The 12,231-nt window shown below is 39.9% G+C and carries 9 protein-coding genes; all 9 read left to right on the forward strand.

Annotated features, from left to right (window positions below; genetic code table 11):
* The first annotated feature begins 327 nt into the window (after nucleotides 1–327).
* The 9 genes from sdhC (at nucleotide 328) to sucD (ending at nucleotide 12,084) form a co-directional block, all read left to right on the forward strand.
* Nucleotides 328–729 (forward strand): succinate dehydrogenase, cytochrome b556 subunit, encoded by a 402-nt coding sequence (sdhC, locus tag KPC_RS12235; protein ID WP_121974642.1) that lies wholly within the window; start codon nucleotides 328–330, stop codon nucleotides 727–729.
* A complete protein-coding gene (sdhD, locus tag KPC_RS12240) occupies nucleotides 729–1,094 on the forward strand; it encodes a succinate dehydrogenase, hydrophobic membrane anchor protein (RefSeq protein ID WP_121974643.1) in 366 nt (121 codons plus the stop codon). Before sdhC ends, sdhD begins: the two co-directional genes overlap by 1 nt.
* A 12-nt stretch (nucleotides 1,095–1,106) precedes the next feature.
* Complete coding sequence (gene sdhA / locus KPC_RS12245) at nucleotides 1,107–3,005, forward strand: succinate dehydrogenase flavoprotein subunit (protein WP_121974644.1); 1,899 nt, start codon at nucleotides 1,107–1,109, stop codon at nucleotides 3,003–3,005.
* 14 nt (nucleotides 3,006–3,019) lie between these two features.
* Complete coding sequence (locus tag KPC_RS12250) at nucleotides 3,020–3,730, forward strand: succinate dehydrogenase iron-sulfur subunit (RefSeq protein ID WP_121974645.1); 711 nt, start codon at nucleotides 3,020–3,022, stop codon at nucleotides 3,728–3,730.
* A gap of 551 nt (nucleotides 3,731–4,281) precedes the next feature.
* The gene (locus KPC_RS12255; protein ID WP_121974650.1) at nucleotides 4,282–7,122 is read left to right on the forward strand and encodes a 2-oxoglutarate dehydrogenase E1 component; all 2,841 of its coding nucleotides are present in this window, start codon (nucleotides 4,282–4,284) and stop codon (nucleotides 7,120–7,122) included.
* A complete protein-coding gene (gene odhB, locus KPC_RS12260; RefSeq protein ID WP_121974646.1) occupies nucleotides 7,122–8,336 on the forward strand; it encodes a 2-oxoglutarate dehydrogenase complex dihydrolipoyllysine-residue succinyltransferase in 1,215 nt (404 codons plus the stop codon). The genes KPC_RS12255 and odhB overlap by 1 nt, the downstream gene beginning before the upstream one ends.
* 69 nt (nucleotides 8,337–8,405) lie before the next feature.
* The gene (gene lpdA / locus KPC_RS12265) at nucleotides 8,406–9,842 is read left to right on the forward strand and encodes a dihydrolipoyl dehydrogenase (RefSeq protein WP_121974647.1); all 1,437 of its coding nucleotides are present in this window, start codon (nucleotides 8,406–8,408) and stop codon (nucleotides 9,840–9,842) included.
* A gap of 172 nt (nucleotides 9,843–10,014) precedes the next feature.
* On the forward strand, nucleotides 10,015–11,181 hold the full coding sequence (gene sucC, locus KPC_RS12270; protein WP_121974648.1) for an ADP-forming succinate--CoA ligase subunit beta: 1,167 nt from the start codon (nucleotides 10,015–10,017) through the stop codon (nucleotides 11,179–11,181).
* A 12-nt stretch (nucleotides 11,182–11,193) separates the two neighbouring features.
* Entirely contained in the window at nucleotides 11,194–12,084 is an 891-nt protein-coding gene (gene sucD, locus KPC_RS12275; RefSeq protein ID WP_121974649.1) for a succinate--CoA ligase subunit alpha, read from the forward strand.
* The last annotated feature ends 147 nt before the right edge of the window (nucleotides 12,085–12,231 follow it).

The raw sequence follows: 12,231 nt of genomic DNA on the forward strand, positions 1-12,231 counted from the left end.
TTATTTATGTTGTGCTTTAGTCTAAAAATAATCTCGAAAAATATAAAGAATATTATTATTTGAGAAAATTATTATTTAATGTTTAAAATTTAAATGATTAGTAAGTCTTTTGTTGCTTTAAAAATAAATAATGGTTGTTTATTTTGTTGTAAATGATTCTTATTTGAGGTTTTTTTTAAGTAATTGCTGATTTTCATCGTTTGTATTTTGATATGGCACGTTTTATAATTCAGTGTCGTTTTAAGTTTAGGCATTAGATTGCCTGACAATGCCAGCTTTCCTTCGAATTAATTCCAACAAACTCCAGCTGGAGTTTTTACTTACAGGATGCCCGCTGTGAAAAGCAACAGACCTGTCAATTTGTCCATGGGTCAGGTGTTAGCGGTAAATTTACGCTCACCCGTGGCTATTGCATCAATTCTACACCGTCTTTCAGGTGTAATCGTATTTCTATTGGTACCAGTTCTTTTATGGATCTTAGATAAGTCTTTATCTTCACCAGAAGGATTTGATTACGTTAAAAACGTAGTATTCGGTAATTTACTTGTACGCTTCATTGTATGGGTATTTGTAGCCGGTTTAATCTACCACTTTATTAATGGTATTAAACACTTACTAGCAGACCTTGGGTTCAATGAAGAACTTCAAAGTGGTCGCGTGGCAGCTACAATTGCATTGATCTTATCTGCGGTTGGTATTATCGCAGCCTTTGTATGGATTATGTTCTAATGAAAAGTGCTACAGGATTAACAGGATCAGGTTCTCGCGATTGGTATATCCAGCGTGTTAGTGCAGTTGTGTTGGCTGTATATACCGTTGTGGTGTTCGGTTGGATTCTCTGTAATGGTGGATTTGACTTTGAACAATGGAGAGGCTTTATGATGACTCTGCCAATGAAAGTATTTTCATTATTGGCAGTCTTATCGCTAGTCGCACACGCATGGATTGGCATGTGGCAGGTGTTTACTGATTATGTAACTACTCGTCAAATGGGTCCTTCAGCTTCAGGTTTACGCCTAGTGCTAACTTCTGCAGTAATCATTGCAGTATTTGCGTATGCAATCTGGGCTATCCAGATTTTTTGGGCGAATTGATAGGAAGATATCATGGGCGCTTTAACCCCTAAAGAAGATTATACAAATATTCAAAACCTCAGCTTCGATACCGTTATCGTTGGTGGTGGTGGTTCTGGTATGCGTGCTGCTTATCAACTTGCTCAAGCCGGTTTGAAAGTTGCTGTTCTTACTAAAGTATTTCCAACGCGTTCACATACTGTTGCTGCACAAGGCGGTATCGGTGCATCTCTTGGTAATATGCAAGAAGATAACTGGCACTACCACTTTTATGACACAGTAAAAGGTTCTGACTGGTTAGGTGACCAGGATGCAATCGAGTTTATGTGCCGTGAAGCACCTAAAGTTGTTTATGAGCTAGAACACTTAGGTATGCCATTTGACCGTAACGCTGATGGTACGATTTACCAACGTCCGTTTGGTGGTCACTCTGCAAATTATGGTGAAAAACCTGTTCCACGTGCATGTGCTGCTGCCGACCGTACTGGTCATGCACTTCTTCACACGCTTTATCAAAGCAACGTGAAAATGGGTACCCAGTTTTTTGTTGAATGGATTGCTTTAGATCTTATTCGTAATGAAGCAGGTGATGTGCTAGGTGTTACTGCGATTGATCAGGAAACTGGTAATATCGCCGTATTCCAGGCTAAAGCAACATTGTTCGCTACTGGTGGTGCTGGCCGTGTTTACCGTGCATCTACAAATGCTTATATCAATACTGGTGACGGTCTTGGTATGGCAGCACGTTCTGGTATTCCATTACAAGATATGGAGTTCTGGCAATTCCACCCTACAGGTGTGGCGGGTGCAGGTGTACTTCTTACTGAAGGTTGTCGTGGTGAAGGCGCAATCCTTCGTAACAAAGACGGCGAACCATTCATGGAACGTTATGCACCAACTTTAAAAGACTTGGCGCCGCGTGACTTCGTATCACGTTCTATGGACCAGGAAATTAAAGAAGGTCGTGGTTGTGGTCCTAAAGGTGATTATATTCTTCTGGATATGACACATTTAGGTGCGGATACAATCATGAAGCGCTTGCCATCTGTATTTGAAATTGGTAAGAAATTCGCAAACGTTGATATTACAAAAGAACCAATTCCTGTGGTTCCCACAATCCATTATCAGATGGGTGGTATTCCTACCAATATCCATGGTCAGGTTGTTGTTCCAGAAGTTGATACCAACGAAGTCGATTTTTATGCTGGTTATGATAAGGATACTAAAACTTATAAAACCAACAGTACTCGTAACTATGTTAAACCTGTTAAAGGTTTCTATGCGATCGGCGAATGCTCTTGTGTATCAGTGCATGGTGCGAACCGTTTAGGTACGAATTCACTTCTTGACTTGGTTGTATTTGGTAAAGCTGCTGGTGAACACATTATTGATTATGTGACTAAACACCATGGTGATGATTATCAACCACTTCCAACAAATGTTCTTGAAAACACTTTAAGACGTGTGCGTCATCTAGATGAGTCTACATCAGGTGAAAATGCACAAGATGTTGCTGATGCAATTCGTGATATCGTTCAAGACCATGCAGGTGTATTCCGTACTCAAGCATTACTTGACGAAGGTGTTAAACAGATCCTTGCACTTGAACCACGTGTTCGCAACATTCATTTGAAGGATAAATCTAAAGTATTTAACACAGCACGTGTTGAAGCATTAGAGGTTGAAAACTTATATGAAGTTGCTAAAGCAACATTGATCTCGGCTGCTGCACGTAAAGAATGCCGTGGTGCACATACCGTTGTCGATTATGAATTACCACCAGATGATCCTCACTATTCATATGGCCGTCGCGATGATGAATGGATGAAGCATACATTATGGTATTCAGTAGACAATCACTTGGAATATAAACCAGTTCGTTTTGATCCATTGACTGTTGAAGCAATCGAACCTAAACCACGTACATTCTAATCGGGAGTATAAAGATGAGTAGAGGTACTCGTACATTCGAAATCTACCGCTATGATCCTGATAAGGATAAAGCGCCGTACATGCAAACTTATAAGTTGGAGCTTACAGACAAGCATCGTATGTTGCTTGATGCATTGCTTGCACTTAAGGTTCAGGATGAATCATTAACATTCCGTCGTTCTTGCCGTGAAGGTATTTGTGGTTCTGATGGTGTGAACATTAATGGTAAAAACGGTTTGGCATGTCTTCAGAACCTGAATGACTTACCTGAAAAAATTGTTATTCGTCCATTACCTGGTTTGCCAGTGATTAAGGATTTGGTTGTTGATATGAACCAGTTCTATGATCAGTATGACAAAATTCATCCATTCTTGATTAATAATCAGCCAGCTCCGCCTAAAGAGCGTTTACAGTCTCCAGAAGAGCGTGAGCATTTGAATGGTTTATATGAATGTATTCTTTGCGCATGTTGTTCAACTTCATGTCCGTCATTCTGGTGGAACCCTGATAAATTCTTGGGTCCTTCAGCATTGTTGAATGCATATCGTTTTATTATTGATTCGCGTGATACCGCAACTCAAGAGCGTTTGGCTCGTCTTGACGATCCATTCTCACTTTTCCGTTGTAAAGGTATTATGAACTGTGTATCAGTATGTCCTAAAGGTCTGAACCCGACTAAAGCTATTGGTCATATCCGTAGTATGTTGCTTGACCAGGCAGGTTAATATCTAAGAAAAAACGCACATCAAAAGATGTGCGTTTTTTTTATTGTTTAAAAATTGATAATACAGATAACTAAATTAGAGTTTTAATACTTTACAGGCTATAATAACAGTAAAATATGAGTGTGTATTTCGCCAATTTATAAAGGGTATGTGTCAAAAAAATCAATAGCAATCAGAGTTCATGTTAGGATTTATGAAACTTATATGTCTTAAAAAGTTGGCTTTTGCATACATATTTTCAACATATGAGAAGCCCATATAAGTTTATAAATAAATATATATAGAATCGTTTTAGAAAAACTAAATCGTGTCTTTATTTTTTCTAAGTCGATTTGCAAAAAATTGCTCGGTTTCGCCGAGTATTTAGTGAGTGGTGATGCCATTGAGGGCGTTATAATTCATTAACGCATTAGCGTGATTGCTAATGCATATTAACGCCCGTGGTTTTAAGCCTGATGGGTGAATGTCAATTTACCAATTTGGCATTATCAATCATGGGTATGCTTAAAAAGCATCCCGTAATGTTTTTGCAATAGGAAATGGGTCCACAAATGCAAGAAGTTGCTGACGCACTGCGTCTTGACACTGAACTTTCCGCTGATAGTGCAGCGTATATTGAAGAGCTTTACGAGCAGTACCTATCTTCTCCAACCTCAGTAGGTGAGGACTGGCGCGAATATTTCGATAAATTCCCTAAAGGTGATCAACCACACGGTAATATTCGCGAACAGTTCCTGTTATTGGGGCGCAATTCGAACCGCGTTCAGCCTGTCGTACAAAGTGAAGTAAGTACAGAGCATGAGCGTCGTCAAATTGGCGTATTGCAACTAATCGCAGCATATCGTAACCGTGGTCATCAAAAAGCAAATCTTGATCCACTTGGTCTGGCTAAACGCGAAGATGTTCCAGACCTAGATTTAAGTTCTCACGGTTTAACAAAGTCTGACTTAGACACTGTATTTAATACAGGTAATCTTGCAATCGGTAAAACAGAAACGACTCTAGGCGAAATGGTTAATGCGATGGAAGCTACATATTGTGCTTCTATTGGTGTTGAGTATATGCATATTGTTGACACTGTTGAAAAACGTTGGATTCAACAACGTTTAGAAGGTGCTCGTGGTCAATTTGGTTTTTCACCTGAACAGAAAAAACATCTTTTAGAGCGTTTAACTGCAGCCGAAGGTTTAGAAAAATACCTTGGTAATAAATATGTAGGTGCTAAGCGTTTTGGTGTTGAGGGTGGTGAATCTTTCATTCCAATGGTTAACGAACTGATCCAGCGTGCAGGTTCTGTAGGTTGTAAGGAAGTTGTTATCGGGATGCCACACCGTGGTCGTTTGAACTTACTTGTCAATATTATGGGGAAAAACCCAGCTGACTTGTTTGGTGAGTTTGAAGGTAAATCTTTAAATAAAAAAGGTTCTGGTGACGTTAAGTACCACCAAGGTTTTTCTTCAAATGTGATGACTCCAGGTGGTGAAGTCCATTTGGCATTAGCGTTTAACCCATCACACTTAGAAATCGTTGGACCTGTAGTTGAAGGTTCTGTTCGTGCTCGTCAAGTCCGTCGTAAGGACATTGGCGGTGATGATGTATTGCCGATTATTGTTCATGGTGATGCAGCATTTGCTGGACAAGGTGTTAACCAAGAAACTTTCCAGATGTCACAAACTCGTGGTTACACAGTAGGCGGTACAGTTCATATTGTGGTCAATAACCAGGTGGGCTTTACAACATCAGATCCACGTGATGCACGTTCAACTGAATATTGTACTGATATCGCAAAAATGGTTCAGGCACCAGTTTTCCATGTAAATGGTGATGACCCTGAAGCGGTTTTATTTGTTTCACAACTGGCACATGATTTCCGTCATACATTCCGTAAAGATGTTGTGATTGATATGTTCTGTTATCGCCGTCGTGGTCATAACGAAGCAGATGAGCCAGCTGCGACTCAGCCTATCATGTATCAGGTGATTAACAAAAAAGCGACTACACGTACGCTTTATGCTGATAAATTGGTTCAAGAAAATATTATTGACCGTGCTTCAGCAGATCAAATGGTTGAAGGTTATCGCTCTGATCTAGAAGCAGGCAAACATGTTGCAAATGCATTAGTGTTAGAACCAAATACTAAAATGTTTGTCGACTGGAAGCCTTACTTAGGTCATGATTATACAGATGAATGGGATACAACTTTCCCAATTGAACGCTTAAAAGAATTAGGCGAAGGCATGCGTAAACTTCCTGAAGGTTTCGTAATGCAACGTCAGGTTGCGAAAGTAATCGACGAACGTTTGAAAATGCAAACAGGCGAGCAACCTCTTAACTGGGGTGCTGCCGAGACACTTGCTTATGCAACATTGCTGGATGAGGGTTACCTTGTTCGATTAACTGGTGAAGACGTTGGTCGTGGTACGTTCTCACACCGTCATGCAAAATTACATAACCAGGCTGATGGTTCTGTTTATATTCCGCTTTGCCATGTAAAAGAAAATCAACCACGTGTTGCGATTTATGACTCATTATTGTCAGAATTGGCTGTGCTTGCATTTGAATATGGTTATGCAACAACATTACCGAAAAGCTTGATTATCTGGGAAGCTCAATTTGGTGACTTTGCAAACTGTGCCCAAATGGTGATTGACCAGTTTATTGCTTCTGGTGAAACAAAATGGGAACGTGTTTGTGGCCTGACTATGCTTTTACCACATGGTTTTGAAGGTCAGGGGCCAGAGCATTCATCTGCACGTTTAGAGCGTTATTTACAGCTTTGTGCAGAAGAAAATATGCAAGTGATTACGCCAACTACACCTGCACAGATTTATCATGTTTTACGTCGTCAAGCGATTCGCCCAATCCGTAAACCGTTGATTGTAATGTCACCTAAGTCATTACTTCGTCATAAACTTGCAGTATCAAATCTAGATGAACTTGCAACTGGTACATTCCAAACTGTGATTGATGAAATTGATCAAATCAACAAAGCGGATGTTACACGTTTAGTGATTTGTGGTGGTAAGGTTTATTACGATTTACTTGAAAAACGTCGTGAATTAGCGTTGAACAACATTGCGATTGTTCGTGTTGAACAATTGTATCCGTATCCGGAACAACGTATTGCGGAAGTTCTTGCTTCATATCCAAATGTGACTGAATTGGTTTGGGCTCAAGAAGAACCTAAGAACCAAGGTGCTTGGTTATTCATTGCTCCACATATTTATGAAGATGTGATCAAATCTGGCAAACAAATTAAAATTAGCTACGCAGGCCGTCCAGCTTCTGCTGCCCCAGCTTGTGGCTCACCATACTTGCATGCAAAACAACAAGCTCAGCTCGTAAATGACGCTTTAGCGATCGTGGCTGATCAATCAGGAGAAACTAAATAATGGCAACCGAAATTAAAGCACCGGTATTTCCAGAGTCAGTTGCTGACGGGACAATTGCAACTTGGCACAAACAAGTTGGCGAAGCTGTTTCGCGTGACGAAGTCATCTGTGATATCGAAACAGATAAAGTAGTTTTGGAAGTTGTTGCTCCTGCTGATGGTAGTTTATCTGCAATTATTAAAAATGAAGGTGATACTGTCCTTTCAAATGAAGTAATTGCTCAGTTTGAAGAAGGTGCTGTATCAGGTGCTGCTCAAACCCAAGCTGTTCAATCAGAAGAAAAGGTTGAACAAGCAGCAGCTCAAACTCAGGCAGGTAATGCACCTGTTGTTGAACGTGCTCAATCTGTTTCTGATCAAGCTCCAGCTGTTCGTAAAGCTTTGTCTGAAACAGGTATAGCTGCTTCTGATGTAGAAGGTACGGGTCGTGGTGGTCGTATCACTAAAGAAGATGTTGCAAATCATCAGGCTAAGCCAGCTGCTTCTGCTACACCATTAAGCGTAGCAGTAGGTGAGCGTGTTGAAAAACGTGTACCAATGACTCGTTTACGTAAACGTGTTGCTGAACGTCTTCTTTCTGCTACACAAAGTACTGCAATGCTCACTACTTTTAACGAAGTGAACATGAAGCCAGTAATGGAAATGCGTAAGCAATATAAAGATGCATTTGAAAAACGTCATGGTGCTCGTTTAGGCTTTATGTCTTTCTTTGTAAAAGCATGTACAGAAGCGCTTAAACGTTATCCAGCTGTAAATGCTTCTATCGATGGTGACGATATTGTATATCATGGTTTCTATGACATCGGTGTAGCAGTATCTTCTGAGCGTGGGCTCGTTGTACCAGTATTACGTGATACTGATCGTATGAACTATGCTGAAGTTGAAAATGGTATCCGTGATTATGCTGCGAAAGCCCGTGACGGTAAACTTTCTATCGAAGAAATGACTGGTGGTACTTTCACGATTACTAACGGTGGTACTTTCGGTTCATTGCTTTCTACTCCGATCTTGAATCCGCCTCAAACTGCAATCTTGGGTATGCATAAAATCCAAGAGCGTCCTATGGCTGTAAATGGTCAAGTTGAAATCTTACCAATGATGTATTTAGCACTTTCTTATGACCATCGTATGATTGATGGTAAAGAAGCTGTAGGCTTCTTGGTAACAGTTAAAGAGTTGCTCGAAGAGCCAGCTAAACTCATTCTTGATCTTTAATCAATAGACCATCAATAAGTAAAATTACCAGAATAGAGTAATCTTCTATTCTGGTTCATGGAGATAAAAATGTCTCAACAGTTTGATCTAGTTGTGATTGGCGGTGGACCAGGTGGTTATGAAGCAGCAATTCGTGCTGCACAACTTGGTTTCAAAGTTGCTTGTATTGAAAAACGCGTTCATAAAGGTAAACCATCTTTAGGTGGTACATGCTTAAACGTAGGTTGTATTCCTTCTAAAGCACTTCTTGATTCATCTCATCATTATGAAGATACTCTTCATGGTTTAGATGTGCATGGTATTTCAGTTGATAATGTTCAACTTGATCTTCAGAAGCTTCTTGCTCGTAAAGACAAAGTTGTAGATAACTTGACTGGTGGTGTTGCACAATTGCTTAAAGGCAATGGCATTGAATGGTTACAAGGTACTGGTAAATTACTTGCTGGTAAAAAAGTTGAATTTACACCTTTAGAAGGTGGTGAAGTTCAAGTTTTAGAACCTAAATATGTGATCCTTGCATCTGGTTCTGTTCCTGTAAATATTCCTGTTGCTGCTGTTGATGAAGACCTTATCGTTGACTCTACTGGCGCACTTGAGTTCCAGGAAGTACCTAAACGTTTAGGTGTGATCGGTGCAGGTGTTATTGGTCTTGAACTTGGTTCGGTTTGGCGTCGTTTAGGTGCTGAAGTTGTTGTATTTGAAGCTTTAGACACATTCTTGCCAATGGCGGATAAAGGTCTTGCCAAGGAATATCAAAAAATCTTGACTAAACAAGGTTTGGATATTCGTATCGGTGCTAAAGTTTCTGGTACAGAAATTAATAGTCGTGAAGTTACCGTTAAATATAACCAGGCTGGTGAAGATAAAACCCAAACTTTTGATAAATTGATCGTTTGTGTTGGTCGTAAGCCATATGCTGAAGGTTTATTGAGCGAAGATTCAGGCATTAAATTGACTGAACGTGGTTTTGTTGAAGTAAATGATCAATGCTTAACATCTGTTGAAGGTGTTTATGCAATTGGTGACTTGGTTCGTGGTCCAATGCTTGCGCACAAAGCAATGGAAGAGGGTGTAATGGCTGTTGAGCGTATTCATGGTCATGCTGCTCAAGTGAACTATGACACCATCATTTCTGTGATCTACACGCATCCAGAAGCGGCTTGGGTTGGTTTAACTGAAGAACAAGCTGTAGCAAAAGGTCATGAAGTTAAAACAGGTCAATTCCCATTTGCTGTAAATGGTCGTGCTTTAGCTGCTAACGAAGCTGCTGGTTTCGTTAAATTTGTTGCCGATGCTAAAACAGATCGTTTATTGGGTATGCACATCATTGGTCCTGGTGCTTCTGATATCGTTCACCAAGGTATGATTGCCCTTGAGTTTGTATCTTCTGTTGAAGACTTGCAATTGATGACTTTCGGTCACCCAACTTATTCAGAAGTTGTTCATGAAGCTGCTCTTGCCGTTGATGGCCGTGCAATTCATGCGATCCAACGTAAACGTAAATAAATATTGAAATGAGCGGTTTAGACCGCTCTTTTTTCATCGAGATGGTTGTTTTTATTTGAATAATCATCTAAATATAAAGATAAAGATTTTTAAGAAATGCCAATACTTACTGTGATGGATGTGTATTTATTGGCAGGTTATAACAACGCGACAAGTAGTAAAAGGTAATTAAATGAATTTACACGAGTATCAGTCTAAAGCTTTGCTAAAAAAATACGGAATGCCTGTCCAAGAAGGTATTCTGATTCATACTCCTAAAGAAGCTTCAGCAGCATTTGAGAAAATAGGTGGCAAGTTTGCTGTCATGAAAGCCCAAGTGCATGCAGGTGGTCGTGGTAAAGCAGGTGGTGTGAAAGTTGTAAAATCGAAAGATGAAGCAGCAGAATATGCAAAAGCGATGTTAGGCACACGTTTAGTGACATATCAAACAGATGCAAATGGTCAGCCAGTAAATAGTATTCTTGTTTGCGAAGATGTATATCCTGTAGAGCGCGAACTGTATTTAGGTGCAGTGGTAGACCGTTCAACTCGTCGAGTTACTTTTATGGCATCAACAGAAGGTGGTGTCGAAATTGAAAAAGTAGCTGAAGAAACCCCAGAAAAAATCTTCAAGATTACAGTTGATCCATTAGTTGGATTAGAGCCATTTCAGGCACGTGATGTTGCGTTCCAGTTAGGTTTAAAAGATAAACAAATTAATCAATTCGTTCAGTTAATGACTGGCGCATACCGTGCTTTTGTTGAAAATGATTTTGCATTATTTGAGATTAATCCACTTTCTGTTCGTGAAAATGGTGAAATTCTTTGTGTAGATGCGAAAGTATCAATCGATTCAAATGCACTCTATCGTCAACCGCAACTGGCTGAAATTCGCGATAAATCACAAGAAAATGAACGTGAGTTACGTGCATCTGAATTTGATCTTAACTATGTTGCTTTAGAAGGTAACATCGGTTGTATGGTCAATGGTGCTGGTCTTGCTATGGCGACTATGGACATCATCAAGTTATATGGTGGTCAACCAGCAAACTTCCTGGATGTTGGTGGTGGTGCTACCAAGGAACGTGTGATTGAGGCGTTTAAAATCATTTTGGCAGACGATTCTGTACAAGCGGTATTGATTAATATTTTTGGTGGTATCGTACGTTGTGACATGATCGCTGAAGCGATTATTGCAGCAGTTCAAGAAGTAAATGTTACTGTTCCAGTGGTGGTCCGTTTAGAAGGGAACAATGCTGAGTTAGGTGCAAAACTACTTGATGAATCAGGTTTGAAATTGATTTCTGCAAGCGGTTTAGCTGATGCTGCAGAAAAAGTTGTTGCTGCGGTAAAAGCGTAAGGAGTATCAATAATGAGCGTATTAGTAAATAAAGACACAAAAGTATTGGTACAAGGCTTTACAGGTAAAAATGGTACTTTCCATTCAGAGCAGTCAATTGCTTATGGTACAAAAGTTGTTGGTGGTGTAACTCCAGGTAAGGGTGGCCAAACTCATATTGGTTTACCAGTATTTAATACCATGCGTGAAGCAGTTAAAGAAACGGGCGCAAACGCAACTTCAATTTATGTTCCAGCACCATATGTGCTTGATTCAATTGTAGAAGCAGTTGACTCTGGTATTGAACTGATTGTTGTGATCACTGAAGGTGTTCCGACACTGGATATGTTAAAAGCGAAACGTTATCTTGAAACTAATGGTAATGGTACACGCTTAATCGGTCCAAACTGTCCAGGTATCATTACTCCAGGTGAATGTAAGATTGGTATCATGCCAGGTCATATCCACCAGGCAGGTAAAATTGGTGTGATTTCACGTTCTGGTACATTGACATATGAAGCTGTTGCCCAAACAACCAAGCTTGGCTTAGGTCAGTCTACATGTATTGGTATTGGTGGTGACCCGATTCCAGGTATGAACCAGATTGATTGTTTGAAACTGTTCCAGGAAGATCCACAAACTGAAGCAATTATCATGATTGGTGAAATCGGTGGTACTGCGGAAGAGGAAGCAGCAGAGTATATTAAATCGAATGTAACTAAGCCTGTAGTAGGTTATATCGCTGGTGTAACTGCTCCTAAAGGTAAACGCATGGGACATGCTGGTGCAATTATTTCTGGTGGTAAAGGTACTGCTGAAGAAAAGTTTGCGGCATTTGAAAAAGCTGGTATGGCTTATACACGTAGCCCAGCTGAGCTTGGTTCGACTATGCTTCAGTTATTAAAAGAAAAAGGTTTAGCATAATTGTTTAAATCTGTTTAGTGAAATCAACATGAAAAGACGTACTTCGGTTCGTCTTTTTTTATGAGAAACATAAAATATTTCTGGGTTTAAAGTTGATGGATGTACAAATAATCAAAAAACTAAATATTGGGAAGCTGTAATATATAG

Source organism: Acinetobacter stercoris (assembly GCF_900323515.1).
Classification (GTDB): Bacteria; Pseudomonadota; Gammaproteobacteria; order Pseudomonadales; family Moraxellaceae; genus Acinetobacter; species Acinetobacter stercoris.

Bases quoted from the DNA above. Each gene is read 5' to 3' on its own strand.
- sdhC (WP_121974642.1), top strand. From the start codon at position 328: ATGCCCGCTGTGAAAAGCAACAGACCTGTCAATTTGTCCATGGGTCAG.
- sdhD (WP_121974643.1), top strand. From the start codon at position 729: ATGAAAAGTGCTACAGGATTAACAGGATCAGGTTCTCGCGATTGGTAT.
- sdhA (WP_121974644.1), top strand. From the start codon at position 1,107: ATGGGCGCTTTAACCCCTAAAGAAGATTATACAAATATTCAAAACCTC.
- KPC_RS12250 (WP_121974645.1), top strand. From the start codon at position 3,020: ATGAGTAGAGGTACTCGTACATTCGAAATCTACCGCTATGATCCTGAT.
- KPC_RS12255 (WP_121974650.1), top strand. From the start codon at position 4,282: ATGCAAGAAGTTGCTGACGCACTGCGTCTTGACACTGAACTTTCCGCT.
- odhB (WP_121974646.1), top strand. From the start codon at position 7,122: ATGGCAACCGAAATTAAAGCACCGGTATTTCCAGAGTCAGTTGCTGAC.
- lpdA (WP_121974647.1), top strand. From the start codon at position 8,406: ATGTCTCAACAGTTTGATCTAGTTGTGATTGGCGGTGGACCAGGTGGT.
- sucC (WP_121974648.1), top strand. From the start codon at position 10,015: ATGAATTTACACGAGTATCAGTCTAAAGCTTTGCTAAAAAAATACGGA.
- sucD (WP_121974649.1), top strand. From the start codon at position 11,194: ATGAGCGTATTAGTAAATAAAGACACAAAAGTATTGGTACAAGGCTTT.